We start from the raw sequence: 23,377 nt of genomic DNA, 5'->3' as shown, positions 1-23,377 counted from the left end.
CGGATCCGCCAGGATCCGGGGCCCTCTTGCCGTCCGTGCCCACCCGCGGCCGGCAAAGAGGTGCAGAAATGCGGCCACCCACCGGCCGCTCATTCCGGCCGCCACAAGCCGCTCATTCTGGCCGCCAGCGAGCGCTGAGGAACTTCCACAGCCCCTGCACAGCTTCGCCCTAAAACCCTCATAACAGCGGCCGCCACTGTTGATGCATGACCATCACTGACCAGGCCTCCGGACCCCAGCCGCACCCACCGCTGCACACCCGGCCGCACGCGCTCCATGGAGCCGGCGCGGCCGGAGATGCCCCGTCCCAGACCCTCATCAGGCATACGCGGCGGTCGCCGATCGATACCTCCACCGCGGTACCGGTCCTGGACGTGACCATCCCGGTCTACAACGAAGAACGCGACCTGGAGGAGTGCCTGCGCCGGCTCCACGCCCACCTGCGCGGCACGTTCCCGCACTCGTTCCGCATCACCGTTGCGGACAACGCGAGCACCGACGGCACGCTCCAAGCGGCCGAACGCGTGGCCCGAGAGCTCCGCGAGGTCACCGTGGTGCACCTTGCGGAAAAGGGCCGCGGCAACGCCCTGCGGAAAGTGTGGCTGGCTTCGCCGTCGCCTGTCCTGGCCTACATGGACGTGGACCTCTCCACGGACCTGGCCGCACTGGGCCCGCTCCTTGCCCCGCTGATCTCCGGCCACTCGGACCTTGCCATCGGCACGCGGCTGACCCGCAACTCCCGCGTGGTCCGCGGGCCGAAGCGCGAATTCATCTCCCGCAGCTACAACTTCATGCTGCAGTCCCTGATGGGCGCCCATTTCAGCGATGCGCAGTGCGGCTTCAAGGCCATCCGCGCCGACATCGCCCAGCAGATCCTGCCGCACACCGTGGACACCGCCTGGTTCTTCGACACCGAACTCCTGGTCCTCGCCGAACGGTGCGGCCTCCGCGTCCACGAAGTGCCTGTGGACTGGACCGACGACCCCAATTCCAGCGTGGACATCGTCCAGACGGCACTCGCCGACGTCCGCGGCATGGCCCGGCTCAGCAAGGACATGGTCAGCGGCCGCATCCCCGTCGCCGAGCTTCGCGCGGCCCTTGCCCGCGGCCCCCTTCCGGCCGCATCTCGCAGCCAGGAGCAGAGCCCGGGCGGCAGCCTGTTCGGCCAGCTGGTGCGGTTCGGCACCATCGGCGTGGCATCCACCCTGGCGTACCTGGTCCTCTTTTACCTCTGCCGCAACCTGATGGATCCGCAGCTGGCCAACCTGCTGGCCCTGCTCACCACGGCCGTGGCCAACACCGCCGCGAACCGTCGCTTCACGTTCGGCATCGCCGGCAACAGCGATGTTGCCCGCCACCACTTTGAAGGGCTGCTGGTTTTCGGGATCGGGCTCGGCCTCACCTCCGGCGCGCTCGCCCTGGTCCACAGTGGGGCCCTGCCCGGAGGCACGACGCCGGACCGCTGGGTTGAGCTGGCGACCGTCACCGCCGCGAACCTCGCGGCCACCGCGTTGAAGTTCCTGCTGTTCCGGCTGTGGGTCTTCCGACGGCGCCCGGTCCCCACCAACGCTCCCGCAGATCCTGCCGCCTCCCCCACCAACGCTCCCGCAGATCCTGCCGCTTCCGAGGCATCCCTCCCGCAGGCATCCGACCCGACCACAGAAATGGCACAGTCATGAGCACCACCGTCACTCCCCCAGACCAGACGACAGTCCCGACAACAGACCAAACTGCCCCGGCCGTGCCCGAGGCTCCCCGCCAGGCCGTCCCCGAGCAAACCCGCCCGGCCGGCATGGCATCCCGGCTGCTGCTGGGAAACCAGCCTCGCTGGATCCGGCCCTCGGCAGCAGCGCTGCTGGCGTTCACCGCCGTGCTGTACCTGTGGAACCTCGAAGCCACGGGATACGCCAACTCGTTCTATGCCGCCGCCATCCAGGCGGGCACGAAAGACTGGACGGCGCTGCTGTTCGGCTCCCTCGATGCCGGAAACGCCATCACCGTGGACAAGCCCCCGGCGGCCCTATGGATTCCCGCCCTGGTGGGCCGGGTCTTCGGCTTCTCGCCGCTGAGCATGCTGGTGCCGCAGGCACTCATGGGGGTGGCCGCCGTCGGACTCCTCTACCTCACGATCAAGCGCGTGTCCGGCCCCGCCGCGGGTCTGCTCGCCGGCGGCGCACTGGCCCTGACCCCGGTGGCGGCGATGATGTTCCGGTTCAACAACCCCGACGCGCTGCTCACCCTGTGCCTGGTGCTCGCCGCGTACCTGACCACCCGTGCCATCGAAAAGGCCGGCTGGAAGTGGCTGGCCGCCGCCGGCGCAGTGATCGGCCTGGCGTTCCTGACCAAGATGCTGCAGGGCTTCCTGATCGTTCCCGGCCTGGCCCTGGCTTACCTGTGGGCCGCCCCCACCACCCTCGGCAGGCGTTTCCTGCATCTGCTCGCCGCGGCCGGCGGCATTGCGCTGGTGGCCGGCAGCTACATCGCACTGTTTCAGCTCACGCCGGCTTCGGCCAGGCCGTACATGGCCGGGTCCGAGACCAACAGCTTCCTGGAACTGACCTTCGGCTACAACGGCCTGGGCCGCATCACCGGCTCCGAAAGCGGCATCGGTGGCGGCGGCATGCCCGGCGGGGGCGGCGGGGGCGGCGGCTTCGGCGGGAATGTCGGCTTTGGCGGAGCCGCGGGGATCACCCGGATGTTCGGGACCAGCTTCGGCGGCGAGGTGTCCTGGCTGCTTCCGTCGGCCCTGATCCTGCTGGGTGCCGGCCTGTGGTTTACCCGCCGCGAGGCACGTACGTCCCGTACCCGCGCGGCACTGGTTCTCTGGGGCGGCTGGCTGCTGGTAACCGCCGGAATCCTGAGCTTCATGAGCGGCACTGTCCACCCGTACTACGCTGTTGCGCTGGCCCCGGCGATTGCCGCGCTGGTGGGCATCGGTGCAGTGGAACTGTGGCGCGGCCGTAACTACTTGCCCGCCCGGATCACGCTGGCCGCCACGGTCCTGGCAGGGTCGGTCTGGTCCGCGGTGCTCCTGGGACGCGACGCCACGTGGCTGCCCTGGATGAGGGTGGCCGTGGTGATCCTCGGTGTGCTGGCCGCCGCCGCGCTGCTGCTCCGGCTCGATTCGCTCCAGGCTGTTCCGGCCCGGCTCCGCAAGACTGCGACTGCCACTGTCGTGGCGGTTTCGCTGCTGGCCGGCGGGCTGGGCAGCACTGCGTGGACCTTCGCCACGGCAGCCCAGCCGCACTCCGGATCGATCCCGACGTCGGGACCCACCGCGTCCGCGATGGGCGGCTGTGGCGGCCAGGGCGGACGCGCCGGCCTCACCGGGCCGGGCAGCTCCGGCTCAGGCCTGCCGGACGGTTCCGGGCTGCCGGACGGTTCCGGTTTGGCCCCCAACGGCGCAACCGACGCCGGCAGTGCTTGCGGCGGAAACGCTCCCGGCGGTACGGTTCCCGGCGGTGCGATGGGTCCCGACGGTTCCGGCACGGCGAACTCCGAACTCACCGCGCTGCTCAAGGCCAGCACTGCCAAGTGGTCCGGGATTGTGTCGGGCGCCAGCCAGGCAGCCAGTCTGGAACTCGCCACGGGCACCAACGTGATTGCCCTGGGCGGCTGGAACGGCGGCGACCCCTACCCCACGCTCGCGCAGTTCCAGGAGATGGTGGTCAACGGCGAGATCGGCTACTTCATCTCCGGCGGCGGGATGGGCGGAGGCGGCGGACGCGGCGGAAACTCCGAGGTGGCCACCTGGGTTGCGGCCAACTTCGAGGCCCAGACCGTGGGCAGCTCCACCGTCTACAAGCTGACCGATTAGGCAATCATGGCCAACACCATTCCACGTTCGCCATCCACGGCAGAATCCCGGATCCGCCGCCGCTGGCTTCTGCGCCCCGGCCTCCAACGGACCAGGCAGCAACGGACCGGGCAGCAGCAGACCGGGCAGTTACAGACCCCACAGTCACAGACCGTACCGCGGCAGCAGCTGCAGCGGCTGCCCCGGCAGGAACTGCGCTCCCGGCTGGAACTTGCAGGACTCCTGCTCGGAACGTCCGTCCTCTACCTGTGGAACCTGGGCGCCTCCGGCTGGGCCAACGCCTTCTACTCGGCGGCGGCCCAGGCCGGGTCCCAGGACTGGGCAGCATGGTTCTTCGGCTCGTCCGACTCCGCCAACGCCATCACCGTGGACAAGCCGCCGGCCGCGCTGTGGATCACCGGCCTCTCCGTGCGCCTCTTCGGCCTGAATTCGTGGAGCATTCTGGTGCCGCAGGCCCTGATGGGCGTGGCTACGGCGTGGCTGCTCTATTTGGCGGTGCGCCGCGCCGCCAGACCTGCCACCGGCGACGACCGGCTGGCCCACCTCGGTGGCCTGCTGGCCGGCGCGGTGATGGCCCTGACGCCGGTGGCCACCCTGATGTTCCGCTTCAACAACCCGGACGCGCTGTTGGTGCTGCTCATGACCGCGGCAGCCTATGCGGTGCTGCGCTCCATCCAGGACGCGCGCTTCCGCTGGCTCCTGCTGGCCGGCGTGTTCCTGGGCTTCGGTTTCCTGACCAAGCAGCTGCAAGTCCTGCTCGTTGTGCCGGGGCTCGCGGCCGGTTATCTGCTCGCCGCCCCGGTCCGTCTCGGGAAGCGCGTGCTGCACCTTGCGGGTGCCGGAGCGGCGCTGGGGGTGTCGGCCGGGTGGTGGCTGGCCGCTGTCGAGCTCATCCCCGCCGAAGACCGGCCCTACATCGGCGGCTCGCAGACCAACTCCATCCTGGAACTCACGCTCGGGTACAACGGCCTGGGCCGGCTCAACGGCGACGAGACCGGCAGCGTCGGCGGCGGGAACGGCTGGGGAACACCGGGGCTGCTGCGGCTCTTCAACAGCGAGTTCGGCGGGCAGATCGCCTGGCTGCTGCCATCGGTCCTGGTTCTCGCCGGAGCACTGCTGTGGCTCGGCAGGCGGGCGCCGCGGACCGACGCCGTCCGGGCCTCCGTCGTGATCTGGGGCCTGTGGGTGGTGGTCACCGGACTGACGTTCAGCTTCATGGCCGGCATCATCCACCCGTACTACATGGTGGCCCTGGCACCGGGAATCGCGGGTCTGGCCGGGCTGGCCGGCGTCCTGCTCTGGCAGCGCCGTTCCCTGCCGGCCGCGGCGGTGCCGCTCGCCGCAGCGGTGGCGGCCGCCGGCGCCATGGCCTTCCAGCTGCTGGGCCGCTCCCCCGCCTACGTCCCGTGGCTCCGCTGGGTGGTGCTGCTCCTGGCGCTGTTGGCCGTGGTTCTGCTGCTGGTCCCGCCCGCACCCGCCGGAGCTGGCAAGGCACTGCAACGCACGACGGCGGCTGCCGCGGTCGCGGCGGTGCTGGCCGCGCCGCTGGCCTACTCCCTGACCACCGCGGCGACTGCGCATTCCGGCGCGATTGTCAGCGCCGGGCCAGCCGCAACAGGGGTCCGCGGCAACCTGGCCGGGCCGGGAAATTTTAGCCGGCAGGGAACGCTCGCCGGGCCGGGCACGCCCGCCAATCCGGGCACGGCCAACTCCGCCACCCAGGCAGCGGGCGGATTCGGCGGCCGAGGGGGCGGCGGTGGAATGGGAGGCCTGTTGGGCACCAGCACACCGTCGGACGCCCTGGTGACCGCGCTGCAAACCGGCGCGGCAAAGTACACCTGGGCCGCCGCCGTCGTGGGTTCCAACAACGCCGCCGGCTACCAGCTTGCCGCCGAGTTGCCGGTCATGGCCGTCGGAGGCTTCAACGGGACCGATCCCGCGCCCACGCTGGAACAGTTCCAGCAGCTCGTGGCGGACGGCAAGATCCACTACTTCATTGGCGGAAGCATGATGCAGGGTGAAACCGGCTCCGATGCCGCGGCGCGCATCTCGGAGTGGGTGGCGGCGAACTTCCAGGCTGAGACCATCGGCGGTGCCACGGTCTACGATCTGTCCTGACGGGTTACGGCTCCGACGGGTCCAGCCTGACTGGCCTCCGGACCGAACAGGCCCGGCTACAGGCGCAGGGAGATCGCCGGGCGCCCATCCTCGTCCGTTTCCACCGTCGCAGTGACGGCGGTGTAGTCCGGGATATGCAGGACGCCGTCAGGAAGGGCGCCGGTGTTCGGGCCCACGGCGACAGTCCTGATGCCGGCGGCGACTCCTGCCGCGATGCCGGCGGGAGCGTCCTCGAACACCACCGCTTCCGAGGGGTCGGCGCCGAGCAGGGACGCGCCGAGGAGGTAGCCCTCGGGGTGCGGTTTGCCGCGGGAGACGTCCTCGGAGGTGACCATCGCCGCCGGAAGCTCCACCCCTGCCGCCGCCATCCGGACGGTGGCGAGGTCTCGCGACGCCGACGTCACCAGGGCCACGGCGTCGGCCGGCAGCGACTCGAGCAGCTGCAGCGCACCCGGCACCGCGACGATGCCGTCGGTTTCGGTCAGTTCCATGTGTCCCAGTTCGGCGGCCAGGGCGTGGACGTCGGCGCCCTCCGGGGCGAAGCGGCGGACCGTGTCCAGCGCCTGCACCCCGTGGGAGGTACGGAGGATTTCCGCGATGTCAAGGCCATAACGGCCGGCGAATTCAGTCCACACGCGCTCCACGATGGCAGTGGAATCAACGAGCGTGCCGTCCATGTCGAACAGGACGGCTCGGGCTGTCAGCGTGATGGTGGCGGACTGGGCAGGAAGGCTCATGTCTTCCATCCTGCCTTATCCGGTTCCCGGACACGCCCTTCGTTACTCAGCCGTTCGGCCGGTTTGGAAGGTACTGCACCGCCCACTTGTTGCCGTCGGGGTCCGCGAAGTAGACGAAGTGGCCCCAGTCCTGGACGTCCACGTCGCTGACGTCCACGCCGTTAGCCTTGAGCTGGCTGTGGGCCTTATTGATGTCGCTGACCACCAGCTGCAGGCTGGGAGCCGTGCCCGGCGGAGCATCGTTGAGGCCCTCACCGATGGCGATCGAGCAGCCCGATCCGGGCGGGGTCAGCTGGACGAAGCGGATGCCGTCCATGGGCCGCTCGTCATAGTCGGCATTGAAACCGACCTTGTTGACGTAGAAGTCCTTGGCGCGGTCCACATCGGACACGGGGACGAACACGAGTTCAAGTTTCCAGTCCATGCTGCACAGGCTAGCCGGGGCGGACTGCGCACCGGAAGACCTCCGCCGGTGAACTTTGGTGCTGCAGGTCTAGCCAGCGATGCCGTAGAGCCGGTCGCCGGCGTCGCCCAGGCCCGGGACGATGTAGGCCTTCTCGTTCAGCTTCTCGTCGATGGAGGCGAGGACGATAGTGACGTTGGCGTCCTTGAGCTCCTCCTCCAGCTTGGCCAGGCCCTCCGGAGCGGCCAGCAGGCAGATGCAGGTGACATCGGCGGCGCCGCGCTTGAACAGGAACTTGATGGCCTCACGCAGCGTGCCGCCGGTGGCGAGCATGGGGTCGAGGACGAAGATCTGGCGGCCCGAAAGGTTGTCCGGCAGGCGCTCCGCATAGGTGATGATGTCCAGGGTTTCCTCGTCGCGGGCCATGCCCAGGAAACCCACTTCGGCCGTGGGGACCAGCTTGGTCATGCCCTCGAGCATGCCCAGCCCGGCACGCAGGATGGGGACCACCAGCGGGGTGGGCTTGGTGAACGCGGTGCCGACAGTGGTGGCGACCGGGGTTTCGATGGTGACCGGCTGGGTGCGGACGTCGCGGGTGGCCTCGTAGGCGAGCAGCGTGACCAGTTCCTCGGTGAGCTGGCGGAAGACCGGCGAGGGGGTGTTCTTATCCCGCAGGACGGTGAGCTTGTGGGCGACCAGCGGATGGTCCACGACGAGTGTGCGCATGGGTCAAAACTATCACCCGGGGCTTGTCTCCCCGCCCCGGGTTGCGGCCCCTCCTCCGGCATCGGAAGTCCCTTGCAGCGCTTCCTTCTGCTCAGCCTTGCTGCCTTTCAGATGGGCCGGATGCTCGAACGTGGGCGCCGGGCCGGCATGCTCCCGCCGGCGAATGAGGTGGAACAGCCGGTGGGCCAGGATCACAGTGCCCACCCAGGCCGCCCCGATCAGCCAGGCGGCCATCACGTCCGTCAGCCAGTGGTGGCCGAGGAACACGCGGCTCAGTCCCATGGCGATGATGAACACCGCCCCCGCAATGATCACCCATGTCCGGGCCGCCGTCTTCCGGAACTGCAGGCACACCAGATACACCACGATCCCGATCACCACCGTGGTGTTCAGCGTGTGTCCGCTGGGGAACGACGGCGAGAACTCGAACGGTGGAACGGCGTCGATATGGTCCGGACGGGTGCGGCCCAGCAGCGTCTTTCCCACGCTGGTGGCGGTGACGGAGACTGCCGCCGCGCCGCCCACCAGGATGAGCGGCCGCCAGCTGCGGCTGACGTAGATCAGCCAGGCCACGAGGATGCTTGCCAGGATGGGCATTCCAATGCCGCCGCCGACGTTCGTAAAGGCCGTCACGGCTGAGTCGAGTCCGGGGTTCCGGTATTCCTTGGCAAGCTGGAGGGCGGGTTTGTCCAGTCCCGAGACGCCGTTCTGGTCCACGACACTGTCGTATACCTCGGCGCTGAGCAGCGTCAGGGCCACCACCAGGAAACCGCCGATGACCAGGGTGATCCACAGGGCAGCGTAGGGACCGAGCCACCTGCCGTACTTTTCAGTGGGGGACTTCATCGCTACTCCCGGCACTCGCGTTGACCGATGCTAAGTATCCTTCGAAACTATCATTGATCCATGGCCCCGGCAGATCCGCAACACCTCGAATGGATGGGCCTTGCCCTCGACGAAGCCCGGCGGGCGCTGGCCACCGAGGACGTGCCGATTGGCGCCGTCGTGATCGGTCCGGACGGGACAGTCCTGGGGGCCGGCCGCAACGAGCGCGAGGCCCTCGGGGATCCCACCGCGCACGCCGAGGTGGTGGCCATCCGTGAGGCCGCCGCGCGGCTGCGGGAACGTGCTGCCCTCGACGGCGGCAGCGGCGACGGCTGGCGGCTGGAGGACTGCACCCTGGTGGTAACCCTGGAACCGTGCGCCATGTGCGCCGGAGCGATCATCCTGGCCCGGATCCACCGCGTGGTGTTCGGGGCCTGGGACGAGAAGGCCGGGGCGGCGGGCTCCGTGTTCGACATTCTGCGCGAGCGCCGCCTCAACCACTGGGTGGAGGTTTACGCCGGCGTGCAGGAGGAGGAATGCGGCCTGCTGCTGCGCGAGTTCTTCGCGGTTCACCGCACCGGCAGCAGGTCAAGCTAACCCCGCCGGGTTATCCGCAAGCAGCGTCCAGCGCGTCGATCCGCTCCTGCCGGGACGCGGGCGAGTCCAGGCTGAAGGAGCGGAAGTCGCCCAGGTCCTCCCGGATCCACTCCTCAACCTCGGCGATGCGCTGTTCGACGGCGGGGGTCGGGCCCGCAAAGAGCCAGGCGGCGATCCTTTCCCTGCCGGGATCGTACTGCCAGAGTCCGATGATCCTGCCGCGGTCAAAGATGGGGTGGTCCGGAAGGTCCGCCCGCAGCGCCAGGGTGGTGTTCAGCAGCTTGAGGTCCCGGTCTGCGTCCGCAAACAGGTCACCCGCGTTCCGGCGGTGCAGCACGAGCGAATCGGTGCCGGCCAGCAGCTGGATCTGTTCCCCTTCCGGAGGACTGAAGTCCGCGAGGCGTTCGACGTCGGCCGGCAGCATCCAGAGCACCTCGCCGGCGGCGGTGGGAACCTCCACGGCGCCGACAGCGGCGAGCGCCGCCTTGCTGTCGGTGAGGGTGAAGCCGGTAAACCACTGGGATTGCTTGATGGTGGCGCCGCCCGTCCAGCCCAGGTAGCGGCGGACCAGTTCCTCGCGGGCACCTTCGGGGCCGAGCCGGCTGGGCGGCAGGCCCCACGGGGTGTAGGCGTAGCGCTGCTGGTCCAGCCGCCCGTTGACCGGGACGCGGCGGATCCGGCCGTCTGCCTGCAGCAGCCCCAGCGCCGTGGGCAGCGTGGTGGCAGCCCCCTTTTTCTTGCCTTCCTCGCCCAGGTTCCGCACCGATTCCCCGAGCTCCTCCTTCAGCTGCCTGGGATCCAGCGGACCGTCCGCCTCGCCGAGAACATGCAGGATCTGTTCCTCCAGCAGCGTGATCTCGCCGCGGTCCACGCCGAGCCTGGCCAGCACCCGGAAGGCCTCTTCAGCACTTTTGCCCAGGCTCAGCGCCCAGTCGAAATCCTCCCGGCCCAGTACGTAGGTGCAGCCGCGGGCCGTGGGCAGTTCGTGAATCCTGAGCTCGCGGACGTCCGCGTCCACCTGACCGCGGCGGATTCCGGCGCGGGCGAAGAGGGTCAGGTACGGGTTGGCGCCGCCCACTGACCTCGCCCAGCCCGCCGCGGCGAGCACCTCCTGTGACGTATGGCCGTCGAGCGTTCCGTCCAGCCCCTGCCGGTGCCAGGCCCAGGCGCGGAGCAGCTCCGGGGTGAGGGCGGCAGCGGTTTCCAGAGTGCCGACGGGCTGGACGCGGGTAGTCATGCCTCATTCTCCATCAGCAGGCGGTTACGAGGAATGGCCGCCACGCGGTGCTTCCGGCGCCACGAAGCCGAGCACCTGCCGTGCGGTGGCGTCCCAGCCGGGCAGGACTTCCCTGCCGGCGAGGGCCCGCCGGCGCCACTCGGCACGCAAAGCCGGGTCCGTGAGCCAGCTGCGCAGCAGGAGGGCCAGCGGCTCCGGGTTCCCCTCGGCAGAGTCCCCTTCCGCATCGGCAGATTCCCCTTCGGCAGGTTCGCCGCCGAGTTCGACGACGGCGCCGGGCAGGGCGGGCTCCGCACCTTTCGGAGGCCCCGGGACGGTTTCCGATCCCAGTCCCAGCGCCTCCACCGCACCGGTGCCGGCCCGGACGATGACCGGCACCCCGCGGGCCACCGACTCGGTGACCGCCATGCCAAAAGCCTCCACCCGGGAGATCAGCATGCTCAGGTCGGCGGCGTGCCACTGCTGCTCGAGTGCCTCGCCCGTCAGTTCGCCCGGAAGCCCCACCCGGCGGCCCAGCCCGTTCCGTTCCACGGCCACCGCTACCTGGCGGGCGTAGCCGGGGTCGGCCGTGGCCGAGCCTACGAGGGCTGCCGTCCACTCGAGGTCCTGCAGCCGGGCCAGCGCACCAAGGAGAACCAGTTGGTCCTTGTTGGGCAGCAGTGCCGCCACGGCAAGCAGGCGCGGCGGCTGTGATCCGCCCGCCACCCGGGCACGCTGTGTTCCGGGCAGCGCCGCGCGGACCCCGGACAGGCCGTGCCGCCGGGTGATCTCTGCGGCGGCCGAACCGCTGGTGCAGATCACGCCGGCGGCCGCCCGTAAGGCACGGGCTTCCAGGTCCGGGTGCCCGTCCAGCGGCATGTGCAGCAGGACCCACGGCGCGTGGCCGCCGGCGGCGGCCGCCTCCATCGCTTCGGGGGCCCCGGAGGCGACCAGACCGTCAACGATCGTGACGGCGGCGGCGGGTGCCCCAGCCATGGTCCCAGCCGGGGTTCCTGCCGTGAGCAAGCCGGCCAGCCGCCGTCGTTCTTCCTTGCTGCCCACCGGCCAGTTGCCGGCAACCTGCTGGATGGTCACCCCGACGCCCAATTGCTCCAGGCCCCGTGCCAGCGCGGCGTTGTAGACGTTGCCGCCGGAGTTGTGGCGGATGTTCCCGGGAACCAGGAGCCGGATGGCCGGAAGCGGCGGCGGCATGGCGGCCTTAGCGGTGGTCGAACTCGAGGGAGTAGCTCGCCCAGGCGTCGGGGTTTTCGCGCAGGGTGACGTCCAGCCCGGCGAGTTCCCGGCCGTCCGTGTCGTCACGCAGTCGCTCCGCGACGTCGTTGGCGATGTACTGCGCCAGCGCCTCCGTGGTGCTCAGTTTCCCGGCGAAGTCAGGATGGTCGTCCAGGTTGCGGTAGTTGAGGCCGGCCAGGACCTCCTCGATCATCCCGCCGGCAGCGCCGATGTCCAGCACGATGGCGTCGTCGTTGAGGGCCCGACGGCGGAACGTCACCTCCGCCACGAAGGTTGCCCCGTGCAGGCCCTGGGCGGGCCCGAACGCCTCCCGGGGAAGGCTGTGGGCGATCATGAAGTGGCGGCGTACGGTCAGGCTGAACAACGGTTACCTCGCGGTTTCTGTGGTGGTGTGGTGGTCGTCAGTGACGGGACCGGCTGCGGCGGGGTACTCGATCACGTGGCAGAGCGCCTCGAGCCGGCCGCCGGCCAGGTCCCGGACCACGCCCGGCAGTTCGGCAAACTTGGAGGCGCCCGTGAGGAAGGCGTCGAACACCGGATCCTTCAGCAGGGACACGGCGAGCTCCAGCCGGTCGGCGCTGGTCCGGCGGTGCCGGCGGGCCCGTGCCACGGCGCCCACTTGGCTGGCGCGGATGGACAGCCTGCGGGCGTGGAAGTCCTCGCCCAGGGGGATGGTGATTTTCCGGTCGGCGTACCAGGACATTTCGATGATGTCGCCCTCGTCCCCCACCAGTTGCAGGCTGCGTTCCAGGCCGCCTTCGGATGCGGAGCAGTGGAAGACGATGTCGCAGTCCGGCAGGGCGTCGTCCGGATGGGCGAAGTCCACGCCAAGTGCGTCGGCGAGGTCCTTGCGGGCGGGGTCGAGGTCCACGAGCTGGAGCCGGCCGAGGGGGAACGTGCGCAGCAGCGTGGCCACCATGCCGCCGACCAGCCCGGCCCCGATTACGGCAACGCGGTCGCCCAGCCGTGGCCCCGCCTCCCACAGGGCGTTCACGGCCGTTTCCACGGTGCCGGTGAGGACCGCGCGGCGGGGAGGAACGCCGTTGGGAACGCGGGTGAGCGAGGCGACCGGCACCACGTAGCGGTCCTGGTGCGGATGCAGGCAGAACACGGTTTGCCCCAGCCAGTCCGCCGGGCCCTGCTCCACCACGCCCACGGACAGGTAGCCGAACTTCACCGGCGACGGGAAGGAACCCTCCTGGTGCGGGGCACGCATCTCCTCGGCGACGCAGGGCGGAACAGCGGCCTGGTGGACCACCAGTTCGGTGCCCTTGCTGATGCCCGAATACAGCGAGCGCACCAGAGCCTCCTCCGGGCCTGGGGCGGGCAGAGCCTCGCTGCGCAGTTCACCCTCGCCGGGGCCTACTGTCCAATATGCGGTTGCTTCGGTGTGCTGCTGGAAAGTACTCATCTTGCTGATGAATCTAGTGCCCGTCCCCGATTTCCGGGAAGATGCGTCCCGGCGTGGCCGCGCCGGACCGGTTGCGCGGCCGGGAGAAGCATCCCGTTTTGTGGATGCGGGCCTTGCTCCGGTACCCTATTGAGGTTGGTGACGTGTCCGAGCGGCCGAAGGTGCAACACTCGAAATGTTGTTTGGTGTAAAAGCCAACGTGGGTTCAAATCCCACCGTCACCGCCACATAGAAAGACCCTGGTTCCCTGGTAAACAAAGGGAACCGGGGTCTTTTGCTTTGCCAGGCAAGAGTGCCGCGGCAAACGTAGCGGCAACCCTGCCGGCGACCTGCCGCCGGAAGCGTCCGGCGGGGATTCCAGCACGTGCTAGGATCCGCAGAACCGCCACACAACCGCGTGCAAGTCGCAATCACCCTGGAGGTTCGCAGTGCCGGACACCACCTGCCACATGTCGATCTCGCTGGACGGCTTCGTCGCCGGGCCGGACCAGAGCCGTCAGGACCCCCTGGGCAAGCGGGGGCTTGAGCTGCATGGCTGGCACATCGGGGACCCGCGGGCCAACGATGCCGACAGGGTCGCGAACGAGTGGCTCATGCGCCCCCGGGGCGCGTATGTCATGGGTCGGAACATGTTCGGCCCGATCCGCGGGGACTGGGACGAGGAATGGACCGGGTGGTGGGGAGCCGAACCGCCGTACCACGCGCCGGTGTTCGTGCTGACCCATCACGAACATGACCCGATCCGGATGGACGGCGGGACCACCTTCCACTTCGTCACCGAGGGCTTCGACGCGGCCTACTCCGCGGCCTGCCAGGCCGCCGGGGACAACGGCGTGGACATCGCCGGTGGGGCCTCGACTGTCCGACAGGCACTGACCGCAGGCGTGATCGACGAGCTCACCCTCGACATAGCACCGGTCCTGCTCGGTTCGGGCGAGCGCATCTTCGACGGGGTTGAATCCTTCGGCTTCGAACCCGCCGAGGTGCTTCACTCACCGCTGGCCACCCACATCCGCTATCGCCGCGTTAGCTGACTGGCCAGGGCTGCCGGCTGGCCGGGGCGGCGGCCCGCTCATTCCCCGGTTCGCAGAGCGGGCCGCCTTCCGACGCCGTAGATCCGTGAGACCCGTTACGGCGACGGTAGCGGGATAGTACCGCCGAGGGCTTGGGAAAAAGTGGCGCCGATTTGAAACCTAAGCAGGCTTTCCATTAGTTTGGAAGGGAGCGCTCCGTGTTCCCCCATATACGGAGCGGTTGCCTGGAAGTACCCGCTGCACTCCGGTGCAGCGGGTACTTCGCTTAAGGCCAGAGCCGGGGCCGGTTACTCCTGGCCGGGCTTCTGTTCCCGGTCGAGGAGGTTCCTCTTGATCTCGTCCAGCTTCTCCTTGATGACCCGCTCCGCATCCGAGATGGTCTTTCCCGCCGTGCTCAGCGGATCCAGCTGCACATACACCTCGTGCGCCACGGGCAGGTCGTACTCATCCTTCAGGTGCGTGCCGCCGCCGACACCGTCCAGGGTCAGGTACACCTGGGCTTCGGTCCGGGCAATTCCGGCGATCCTGCCGAACACCACGGTGAAATCGTTCGGCTGAAAGCTCACCGTCTGGCCCACATGACTGCGGTCAAGATCCCCTGCCGTCACGGCCTTCTCATACTGGCTTCCGCTGTAGTTCATCGCTACTCCTCAATTTCGGGGTGGTGACTTACGCCTGCAGTCTATGGCGGACGGCCGGCACGCGCTTGAATGGTTGCAGATCTTTTCGCGGGCAGGAGCTGCAGGAGGCACACATGAACGCCAAGGGCGCCAGGAGCACGGACTACACCTTCTTCACGGCCTGGCGCGTGGCCGGGAGTGCGGAGGACGTCGCGCAGATCCTGGGCGACCCCGTCGGACTCGCCCGGTGGTGGCCGTCCGTATACCTCCGGGTGGACCTCATCCATCCGGGCAAGGAGAACGGTGTGGGCAGGATGGCGAGGCTGCACACCAAGGGCTGGCTCCCCTACACCCTCCGCTGGACGCTGACCGTCACGGAACCGATCACCGGCAAGGGCTTCGCCATCCGCGCAACCGGCGATTTGGACGGGACCGGACGCTGGACGTTCGAGCAGGACGGCCCGGAAGTCCTGGTCACCTATGACTGGCGGGTCAGCGCCACCAAGCCGCTACTGAGGCGGCTCAGCTGGCTGCTCAAACCCGGGTTCTCGGCCAACCACCGCTGGGCAATGGCCCGCGGGCAGGAGAGCCTGGCGCTGGAGCTGCGGCGCCGGCGGGCGGGAACCGGTACGCAGTCCGTGCCCGCACCACCGCCGCCCACGTTCCGCGGGTGGCGGGGCGTGGGCGGCGGATGGACCAGCGGGTTCGCGGCTAGGCGTTAGCCAGGACGGGCTCCGGCGGCGCCTGGTTCCGGCTGGCCTTCGGCTTGGCGAACCGCAGGTACAGTGACGGGACCACGAAAAGGTTGAGCAGGGTGGACGTCACCAGCCCGCCGAGGATCACCAGGGCCATGGGATGTTCAATCTCATGCCCGGGGATGTTCCCCAGGACCACCAGCGGCACCAGGGCAAGCCCCGTGGCCAGGGTGGTCATGAGGATCGGTGAGAGGCGTTCCCCGGCGCCCCGCAGGACCAGTTCCGGGCCAAACTTCTCGCCCTCATATTTCTCCAGGTGCTGGCAGTGGTTGATGAGCAGGATGCCGTTCCTGGCCGCGATGCCCATGACCGTCAGGAATCCCACAATGGAGCCCAGTGACAGGACACCTCCGCCGATGAAGGCGGCGAACACTCCGCCCACCAGGGCAATCGGCAGGGTGAGGATCACCAGCGTCGCCAGCCGCCAGCTTCCGAAGGCCACCTGCAGCAGCAGGTAGATCACGGCCAGTGCCCCGATGGCGAGTGTCAGCAGGGTGTTGGTCGCCGCCTGGCGCTCCTGGAACTCACCCAGGATCTGCGTACGGAATCCCGGAGGCAGCTCCACTTTCTTGAGCCCGTCCTCCATGGCCGCAACCACGTTGGCCAGCGTGCCTTCCTTCACATTGGCCTGGATATCGATGCGCCGGGAGTGCGCATCGCGCTGGATGACGTTCGGTGTCGGCTTGACCTGGACGCTCGCCACATCGGACAGCAGGATCTTCTGCCCGCCCGGTGTATCGATCGGCAGGTTCCTGATGCTGCTGATATCGGAACGGACCTCCGGCGGGCTCCACACCTGGACGTCATATGCCTTGCCGCCCCGGTAGACGTCGCCCACTTCCTCGCCGGCGACCAGCGTTGCCGCGGCCCGCCGGACGTCGCCCGGCTTCAGCCCATAGCTCTGGGCCTTCGCCAGGTCAACCTCGATATTGACCTGCGGGATGTCCTTTTGCAGCGCCGTCTGGACGTCGATGGCTCCTTCGGTGGCGTCAAAGATGGAATGGATTTCCGCCGCCTTTGAGCGCAGGAGCGCCAGGTCGTCCCCGTAAAGCCGGACGACGACGGCGTTGCTGGCACCGGTGAGAACCTCACGGATCCGCTCCTTCAGGTAGGTCTGGACGTCACGCACGATGCCGGGATAGCCGTCCACCACTTCATGGATTGACTTCAGCGTCTTGTCATAGTCGACTGCGGGGTCGATGCTGATCCAGTTCTCGCCGAAGTACACACCCACGACCTCGTCGGCGTTAAAGGCCTGCCCGATGTGAGATCCGCAGTTCCGGACCCCCGGGATCGTCAGCAGTTCCTCGCAGGCCTTCTGGCTGACGCGGTACTCCTCGGAAACCGACGTGCCCGGCTGGGTCAGCCAGTGCATCAGGAAGTCGCGCTCCTTGAAGTCAGGCAACAGCGACTGCCCGAGCAGCGGTGCCGTGATGGCGCCGATGGCCGCCATGGTGCCGAAGGTCGCGTACCCCGCCACGGGCCGCCTTACCATCCGGCCCAGGACCGCGCGGTAGCCGCGTTTCAGCACCCTCACCAAAGGCGGTTCCTGCTCCTTCAGCGGGACTTTCCGCATGAAGATCAGTGCTAGCGCGGGGGTGACGGTCAGCGCCACGAGCATCGACGCCAGCACGGCCAGGGTGTAGGAGATGGCCAGCGGCCTGAAGAAGGCCCCGGTCAGACCCTGGAGGAAGAAGATCGGCACCGCCGCGGCGATGATGATCAGCGTGGCATAGATGATCGGCCCGCGGACCTCCAGCGAGGCCTCCAGGACCACCGATGCCGTGGATCTTGTGCCACCCTCAGCCCTGTGCTGCCGGAGTCTTCGGATGATGTTCTCGATGTCGATGATCGCATCATCCACCACCACCCCGACCGCAATCACCAGCCCCGCCAGGACCATGGTGTTCACCGATGCCCCGGTGAGGTAGAGGACGGACGCGGCCGTCACCAGCGACAGCGGGATGGCGATCAGGCTGATCAGCGCCGTGCGCCATTGGAAGAGGAATGCACCCAGAACCAGCACCACGAGGATGCAGCCCAGCATCAGCGCGCGGCTGAGGTTATTCAGGGACTCCTCGATGAAGGTTGCCGGCCGGAAAATCTCCGTGTCGACAGTGATGTTGCTGAGTCCCGGCTTCATCTGATCCAGCGCGGCCTCCACGCCCCTGGTGACTTCCAGGGTGTTGCCCCAGGGAAGTTTCTCGACGATGAGCATCAGCCCTTCGCCCTGGTTGATCACGGCGTCGCCAATGAGCGGCTGGTGGTCTTCCACGACGTTGGCCACGTCACCGAGGCGGAGCGGCTTCCCGTTCTTCTCCTCGATGGTGATCTCCGCGAGGTCCTTCGAAGTGGTGATCGGCAGCACGTGCTGGATGCTGAGCCGCTGGTTAGGCGTCTCAATGTGGCCGCCGGTACCGATGACGGAACCCGGCGAGTACTGCAGCAGGCCGGCATCGAGGGCGTTGGCGGTGACCTCCATGACCTGGTTCAGGCTGACGTCGTTGGCCTTCAGCTTCTCCGGAATGGCCTGCACCTGCAGCATCTGCAGGCGCTCACCCCAGATGGCCACGTTGGCCACGCCCGGGACCCGCAGCAGGTGGGCGCGGATCTTCCAGTAAGTGATCATGGACATTTCCATGAGCGAGCGCTGGTCCGATGTCAGGCCGATCTTCATGACCCGGCTGGTGGACGAAAGCGGCTGCAGCATCACCGGCGGCGCCGCCCAGGTGGGCAGCGACGGCGTGACGGTGGCGATCCGCTCCGAGACCAGCTGGCGGGCCTTGAGCAGGTCCGCCCCCGGGGCGAAAATCATCACGATCGAGGACAGCTGCTCCACGGACTTGGAGCGGATCTCGTCCAGGCCCTCGACGCCGTTGAGGGCGTCTTCGAGCGGAACGGTCACCAGCTGCTCCACCTCGGCGGCGGTCAGGCCAATGGCGATGGTCTGGATCTCCACCTTCGGCGGGGCGAATTCGGGAAACACATCCACCGAGGCCGTGCTGAGCTGGACGCCGCCGAACGCCATCATTGCCACCGCGATGGCCACCACCAAGGCGCGGAATTTCAGGCTGAACCCGACAATCCGGCGCATGTCAGTGACCCTTTGTGCCGAATTCGGCGCCGAACAGTTCCGCGGCACCAACGGTGACAACATCGGTTCCTGCAGGCGGACCGGAGCGGAGCTGCACCTTGTTGTCGGCGATCTTGTCCACCGTCACCGCGGCCCGGATGTAGGTCCGCGGCCCGGGATTGGTGTAAACCCAGGTCTTGCCGTTGGCATCGTAGACCAGGGCTCCATAAGGCACCTGCAGCGGACTGCCTTCACCCTTGGCCACCTTGACCGTGGTTACTCCCAGCCTTTCCACTGCCTTGTCCGTCAGGGTCAGCCGGTTCAGGTCCGGGCCGGCCTTCTCCATGGTGGACGCCGCCTGCCCGGCGGGCGCCGCCGCCGTTTTTACCGCGGCGCATCCGGAGAGTCCCGTCGACGCTGCGCAGGCCAGCACCAGAACAGAACGCCAGACCCCAAAACTACTATTGCTTTTCATGACAATTCCGACCTCTCTGCCAGAACCGGTCCGTTGTTGATCACCAATGAGCTCCCCCAGTCCGTGTTGGAGCGTGGACCAATGCGGAGGAAGAGGATCGGCAGAATAAAGAGGGTCAGCAGGGCAGAAGTGATAAGCCCGCCCCACACAACCAGTGCCAGCGGAAGGATCATGCCCCCGCCAACCGGGCCGCCGAGCAGCACCAGCGGCACCAGTGCCAGTCCGGTGATCACGGTGGTCAGAACCGTTGGCAGAAGCCGCTCCCCGGCCGCCTGCCGCATGAGATGCGCCGGCGAATCCGACGGGGCGCGGGACTGCAGGGACTGGTACGTTCCCATCAGCATGACCACGTCCCGGATTGCCAGGGCGAGGACTGCTGCCAGCGCCACCAGCACGTAGACGGAGCCGAAACCGCCGCCCAGATCGGCGGCGAGAATGCCACCGGACAGTGCCACCGGGAGCAGCAGGAACACCAGACCGGCGAGCCGCCAGTTGCCCAGGACGGTCAGCAGCAGGACCAGGATGCCGGCTGCCGCCGCGAGGGCGAGCCACCAGATAAACGCACCGGCGGCCTGCTTTTCGGCGTACTGCGGCGGGATCTCAGCGTGGTACTCCACCGGGAACTGCATTCCCTTGATGGCGGCCTGGACGTCCCGGGTGACATCGCCCAGGTTGCGGCCCTGGATGTTCGCCACGACGTCGATGCGCCTGGAGGTGTCGTCATGATGGATCACGGCCTGGTTCGGCCGGAGCGTGACCTTGGCCACGTCGCCCAGCCGGACCTGCCCGCCTTCAGGCTTGTCAACCATCAAGTCGGTAACGCTGGTCAGGCTGTTCCGGGTGGATTCCGTACCTTTGACGATCACCTGGAAGACCTTTTGCTGCTCGAACAGATACCCCACCTCGATGCCCTGCAGAACGGTGGCAGCCGCCCGCCGGACATCGCCGGGCTTGACGCCCTGCTTCTGCGCCTTGGCCAGGTCAACCTCGATTTCCGCAACAGGCTGGGCTACCGTGACATCCACCTGAGGGTCAACCACGCCGTTGGTACGCGAGAGGATCCCGCGGATTTCGTCTGCTTTCTGCCGGAGGATCTCCAGGTCCACGCCGAAAACGCGCACCCTGAACTGCCGGTTGTCGATCGCGCTGGCAGCAGCAACCTGCTGCTCCGGGTAGGTGGTGACCTTCGCCGTCAGGCCCGGGTATCCCTCAACAATCTCCCGCACTTCAGAGCGCACCCTGCTAACGTTGACGCCGTCCTCCATGGTCACCCACAGCTCGCCGGCGTTGACGTCCGAGGAGGTATCGGAGGTAATGGCCCGTCCAACGTGGCCGCCCACAGAGGAGACTCCGCGGATTCCGCTGAGCTCTTCGCTGGCCTTGGTCATGACCCTGTTCATCACGTCAGTCCCGGTGCTTGCCGCCGCTTCCCATTCCACGAGGAGGGTCCGGTCGGGTACAGCGGCCACAACCGGAAGTTCCTTCGTGGCAGCAGGGACGATGGCAAGTGCCGCAATGGCCATTGCCGCCGCCGCAAGGGCGAACACCGTGGCCACGGTTCCGGTGAAGGCCCGCGCCGAACGCTCGTAGCCGAGCCGCGCCTTGCGGACCACCGAAAAGCTGCGCCGGGGCCGCCGGTGACCCCGCAGCAGCAGGCTCGCAAGGGCGGGCGTGACTGTCAGGGCGACGAGCATTGCCACGGCGGTGGCCAGCAGGTAGGACAGCACCAGAGGCTTCAGGAACGCACCCTCCACGCCAGGCACGAACAGCGCCGGCGCCACTGCGAGCAGCGCCGTGAGTCCGGCGAACAGGACGGGAACGCGGGACCGCTGCAGCCCGTGGGCAAGCAACGCTTCACGGGATACCCGGTCGTCGGCCGATTCCCGCCGGAAGCTGTGCAGGTCGGCGATGACGTCGCCGATGACAACGAGCAGGGCAAGGACCAGGCCGGCGAACGCCATGACGTTCAGGACCGCTCCCTGGAACTGCAGCACCAGCGCCGCAGCCATGGCCGCCACGGACATGGAAACGAAGGCCAGCACGGCGTACCGCCAGGAGCGGAACGCGATGCCGACCGCCGCCGTGACCACCAGGAGGCTGACCAGCAGGGCCAGGCCCAGGCTGCCGACGGCGGACTCAACGAATGAGGCCGGCCGGAACACCGTGGAGTCCACGGTGATGCCCGAAAGGCCAGGACGCAGGCCGTCCAGCACCGCCTCAACACCCTGCGTCACATCCGCGACGCTCGTGTCCGGGAACTTCTCGATGACCAGCAGCAGGCCCGGCGACTTGCCGGTGACGGCGTCACCGATCAGCGGCTGGTGGTCCTCACTCAGTGTGGTGACGTCAGCCAGCGTCAGCGATTTGTCCGTTGCGCCTTCAACGCTGACCTTGCCGAGGTCTGCCGGTGTCCGGATCGGAAGCACGTGCTGGATGCCGATGCGCTGGTTGGCGGACTCGAGGAAGCCGCCTGTGCCCGGAGTTGATGCTTCCAGGAAGCTCAACGGGGACACCCACACCGCGTTGCCGGCGGTCTCGACCACCTGGTTAAGGGTGATGTTCTTCGCACGGAGCTGCTTCGGGTCCACCTGCACCTGCAGCTGCTGTTCACGCTGGCCGTAAATGGAAACGTTGGCCACGCCCGGGACACCCATCAGCGCCGGCTTGACGTCCCAGCGGGCCAGGACGGACATGTCGATCGGTGACACGTCCTGGGAGGTCATCTGCACCATCATGACGCGGCTGGTCGAGGAGAGCGGCTGCATCAGAACCGGCGGGGATGACACGTTGGGCAGCGCGAAAGCCTGCGTCAGCCGCTCTGCAACGAGCTGCCGGGCACGGAGAATATCGGTGCCAGGCTCAAAAACCATTTCAATCGAGGAGAGCCCCGGGACTGACTTCGAACGTATTTCGTCGAGCCAGGCAACCCCGTTCAGCAGGTCGGCCTCCATGGGCGAGGTAATAAGCTGTTCGACCTCCACGGCGGACAGGCCCAGTGCCTCGGTTTGGATCTCCACATGGGGTGGAGAGAATTCTGGCAAATTATCCACTGGCATGGACGGCAGGGTGGTTAATCCGAACCCCAGAATGCCGGCAGCAGCGGCTAAAACAATCAATCGAAACTTAAGACTCCAGCGGACAAGCCAACCGGTCATAACCTCAGCCCCCATCGTTATTGGCTTCGGCGGCGTTGCCGGAAACCAATGACTGATGCGCCTCTTCAGGTACGTCCGCAGCGGCGTTGCAGCGGACGAGTGCCGAGCTGTCTCCCCCTCAACCCTGCGCATCCTCCTTTGCCGGAGGACACTTCTGGCAGCGGGAGCGATGACGGACCGCGGCCAGACTACGAGCGGCATTTCCTTGCTGGCTTCTCAAATTCCTACAAGGTGTGGACAAGTGAGACCAAGATCATTTTGGCACACCGAAAACTGCAGATCAACGCAACTTTTCCTTCGAAATTGGCTTATTTAGCACTACCAAAGTGGTTTATCGTTGCATCAACGTCGGTTGGAACCGTTTTGGACCGAACGGCGAATCCCGCCACCTCCGATGTCACAATCCGGGCATCAAATCAGGGCCACCGCCGCGCCTTCGTTGACTCCGGGAGGAACGCCCGCAATGTTAGAGCCATGAGGCCTCAGCGAACCAACAACGGACTACTATGCACGACGGCGGCTGCCGCACTGGCGCTGCTGCTCACCGCCTGCGGACCAAGCCAGCCCGCCACCCAGGGGACAACCGAACCGGCACCCGGCTCAACCACCCCCAGCACTCAGGTGGCCCCCGAAACTTCCGCACCGCCGTCGTCCTCTGCTTCACCTGCCCAATCGCAGCCGGCTACGACTTCAGCGGCACCGCAGTCCACCGCCGCCGGCGCCCAGCTGTGCAAGGCCTCAGGACTGAAGGCCACCACGGACGCCACAGGCGGCGGTGCCGCGGGCAGCGTCTACATGGAGCTGATCCTCACCAACAGCGGCAAGGCCTCCTGCCACCTGAAGGGGTTCGCGGGCGTGTCCCTGACCACCGGACCTAACGGGCAGCCGATCGGGGCCCCGGCCCAGCGCGACACGTCCGTCGCCGTCCAGGACGTCCTGCTGGCGCCGGGGAAGTCAGGCACCGCGGTGCTCCGCTACACGCAGGCGGGGAACTACCCGGACTGCACCAAAACCGCTGCCGCCGGATTCCGGATCTACCCGCCGGAGGACACGGCGTCGCTGTTCGTGGCCCGGCCCTCGGATGCCTGCAGCAATGCCTCCATTCAGCTGCTGAGCATCGGCGCATTCCAGGCCCGCTAGCGCAAAACTTGCCCCAAGCAA

At 67.7% G+C, this 23,377-nt stretch carries 19 protein-coding genes and 1 tRNA gene; 8 read left to right on the top strand and 12 right to left on the bottom strand.

Annotated features, from left to right (window positions below):
• The first annotated feature begins 206 nt into the window (after positions 1 to 206).
• From ACFQ50_RS05715 to ACFQ50_RS05705, 3 genes are read left to right on the top strand one after another with little or no spacing between them, the layout of a single operon-like run.
• Positions 207 to 1,679 (top strand): glycosyltransferase, encoded by a 1,473-nt coding sequence (locus tag ACFQ50_RS05715; RefSeq protein ID WP_377994555.1) that lies wholly within the window; start codon positions 207 to 209, stop codon positions 1,677 to 1,679.
• The gene (locus ACFQ50_RS05710) at positions 1,676 to 3,817 is read left to right on the top strand and encodes a glycosyltransferase family 39 protein (protein ID WP_377994554.1); all 2,142 of its coding nucleotides are present in this window, start codon (positions 1,676 to 1,678) and stop codon (positions 3,815 to 3,817) included. The genes ACFQ50_RS05715 and ACFQ50_RS05710 overlap by 4 nt, the downstream gene beginning before the upstream one ends.
• Positions 3,818 to 3,823: 6 nt before the next feature.
• Complete coding sequence (locus ACFQ50_RS05705; protein WP_377994552.1) at positions 3,824 to 5,935, top strand: ArnT family glycosyltransferase; 2,112 nt, start codon at positions 3,824 to 3,826, stop codon at positions 5,933 to 5,935.
• 56 nt (positions 5,936 to 5,991) lie between these two features.
• Here ACFQ50_RS05705 and ACFQ50_RS05700 read toward each other — a convergent pair whose 3' ends face one another.
• The 4 genes from ACFQ50_RS05700 to ACFQ50_RS05685 form a co-directional block, all read right to left on the bottom strand.
• Positions 5,992 to 6,672, bottom strand: a complete 681-nt coding sequence (locus ACFQ50_RS05700) for an HAD-IA family hydrolase (RefSeq protein WP_377994551.1) — start codon at positions 6,670 to 6,672, stop codon at positions 5,992 to 5,994.
• A gap of 46 nt (positions 6,673 to 6,718) precedes the next feature.
• Complete coding sequence (locus tag ACFQ50_RS05695) at positions 6,719 to 7,096, bottom strand: VOC family protein (protein ID WP_377994550.1); 378 nt, start codon at positions 7,094 to 7,096, stop codon at positions 6,719 to 6,721.
• Positions 7,097 to 7,165: 69 nt separating this feature from the next.
• Complete coding sequence (gene upp, locus ACFQ50_RS05690) at positions 7,166 to 7,801, bottom strand: uracil phosphoribosyltransferase (protein WP_377994549.1); 636 nt, start codon at positions 7,799 to 7,801, stop codon at positions 7,166 to 7,168.
• 12 nt (positions 7,802 to 7,813) lie between these two features.
• The gene (locus ACFQ50_RS05685; RefSeq protein WP_377994548.1) at positions 7,814 to 8,647 is read right to left on the bottom strand and encodes a phosphatase PAP2 family protein; all 834 of its coding nucleotides are present in this window, start codon (positions 8,645 to 8,647) and stop codon (positions 7,814 to 7,816) included.
• Positions 8,648 to 8,707: 60 nt separating this feature from the next.
• On the opposite strand from ACFQ50_RS05685, the gene ACFQ50_RS05680 reads away from it, so the two are divergent.
• Positions 8,708 to 9,223 (top strand): nucleoside deaminase, encoded by a 516-nt coding sequence (locus ACFQ50_RS05680; RefSeq protein WP_377994547.1) that lies wholly within the window; start codon positions 8,708 to 8,710, stop codon positions 9,221 to 9,223.
• 10 nt (positions 9,224 to 9,233) lie between these two features.
• On the opposite strand, the gene ACFQ50_RS05675 is transcribed toward ACFQ50_RS05680, so the two are convergent.
• The 4 genes from ACFQ50_RS05675 to ACFQ50_RS05660 are packed head-to-tail and all read right to left on the bottom strand — an operon-like array spanning position 9,234 to position 13,104.
• A complete protein-coding gene (locus ACFQ50_RS05675; RefSeq protein WP_377994545.1) occupies positions 9,234 to 10,460 on the bottom strand; it encodes a DNA glycosylase AlkZ-like family protein in 1,227 nt (408 codons plus the stop codon).
• 24 nt (positions 10,461 to 10,484) lie between these two features.
• Positions 10,485 to 11,651 (bottom strand): glycosyltransferase, encoded by a 1,167-nt coding sequence (locus ACFQ50_RS05670; protein ID WP_377994544.1) that lies wholly within the window; start codon positions 11,649 to 11,651, stop codon positions 10,485 to 10,487.
• 7 nt (positions 11,652 to 11,658) lie between these two features.
• On the bottom strand, positions 11,659 to 12,057 hold the full coding sequence (locus ACFQ50_RS05665) for a 6-pyruvoyl tetrahydropterin synthase family protein (protein ID WP_377994543.1): 399 nt from the start codon (positions 12,055 to 12,057) through the stop codon (positions 11,659 to 11,661).
• A gap of 3 nt (positions 12,058 to 12,060) precedes the next feature.
• The gene (locus ACFQ50_RS05660) at positions 12,061 to 13,104 is read right to left on the bottom strand and encodes a zinc-binding alcohol dehydrogenase (RefSeq protein ID WP_377994542.1); all 1,044 of its coding nucleotides are present in this window, start codon (positions 13,102 to 13,104) and stop codon (positions 12,061 to 12,063) included.
• Positions 13,105 to 13,241: 137 nt separating this feature from the next.
• On the opposite strand from ACFQ50_RS05660, the gene ACFQ50_RS05655 reads away from it, so the two are divergent.
• Both ACFQ50_RS05655 and ACFQ50_RS05650 read left to right on the top strand, forming a co-directional pair.
• A tRNA-Ser gene (locus ACFQ50_RS05655) sits at positions 13,242 to 13,331 on the top strand.
• Positions 13,332 to 13,532: 201 nt separating this feature from the next.
• Positions 13,533 to 14,138, top strand: coding sequence for a dihydrofolate reductase family protein (locus ACFQ50_RS05650; RefSeq protein WP_377994541.1), 606 nt, complete (start codon positions 13,533 to 13,535; stop codon positions 14,136 to 14,138).
• A 287-nt stretch (positions 14,139 to 14,425) separates the two neighbouring features.
• On the opposite strand, the gene ACFQ50_RS05645 is transcribed toward ACFQ50_RS05650, so the two are convergent.
• Entirely contained in the window at positions 14,426 to 14,779 is a 354-nt protein-coding gene (locus tag ACFQ50_RS05645; RefSeq protein WP_377994540.1) for a hypothetical protein, read from the bottom strand.
• A gap of 113 nt (positions 14,780 to 14,892) precedes the next feature.
• Between ACFQ50_RS05645 and ACFQ50_RS05640 the strand changes: the two genes are divergently transcribed.
• On the top strand, positions 14,893 to 15,480 hold the full coding sequence (locus ACFQ50_RS05640; RefSeq protein WP_377994539.1) for an SRPBCC family protein: 588 nt from the start codon (positions 14,893 to 14,895) through the stop codon (positions 15,478 to 15,480).
• On the opposite strand, the gene ACFQ50_RS05635 is transcribed toward ACFQ50_RS05640, so the two are convergent.
• The 3 genes from ACFQ50_RS05635 to ACFQ50_RS05625 are packed head-to-tail and all read right to left on the bottom strand — an operon-like array spanning position 15,470 to position 22,216.
• Positions 15,470 to 18,607, bottom strand: a complete 3,138-nt coding sequence (locus ACFQ50_RS05635; RefSeq protein ID WP_377994538.1) for an efflux RND transporter permease subunit — start codon at positions 18,605 to 18,607, stop codon at positions 15,470 to 15,472. The genes ACFQ50_RS05640 and ACFQ50_RS05635 overlap by 11 nt on opposite strands.
• Before the next feature lies 1 nt (position 18,608).
• Positions 18,609 to 19,061 carry a hypothetical protein gene (locus ACFQ50_RS05630; protein WP_377994537.1) on the bottom strand — a complete coding sequence of 151 codons (453 nt, stop codon included), beginning with the start codon at positions 19,059 to 19,061 and terminating at the stop codon, positions 18,609 to 18,611.
• Entirely contained in the window at positions 19,058 to 22,216 is a 3,159-nt protein-coding gene (locus ACFQ50_RS05625; RefSeq protein ID WP_377994536.1) for an efflux RND transporter permease subunit, read from the bottom strand. The genes ACFQ50_RS05630 and ACFQ50_RS05625 overlap by 4 nt, the downstream gene beginning before the upstream one ends.
• Before the next feature lie 474 nt (positions 22,217 to 22,690).
• Between ACFQ50_RS05625 and ACFQ50_RS05620 the strand changes: the two genes are divergently transcribed.
• Positions 22,691 to 23,356 (top strand): DUF4232 domain-containing protein, encoded by a 666-nt coding sequence (locus tag ACFQ50_RS05620; protein ID WP_377994535.1) that lies wholly within the window; start codon positions 22,691 to 22,693, stop codon positions 23,354 to 23,356.
• The last annotated feature ends 21 nt before the right edge of the window (positions 23,357 to 23,377 follow it).

The sequence above is a fragment of the Arthrobacter sp. NPDC056493 genome (genome assembly GCF_042795115.1).
GTDB lineage: Bacteria > Actinomycetota > Actinomycetes > Actinomycetales > Micrococcaceae > Arthrobacter.
Note: the sequence above shows the minus strand (reverse complement) of the source record. Positions and strands in the feature narration are given on the sequence as shown.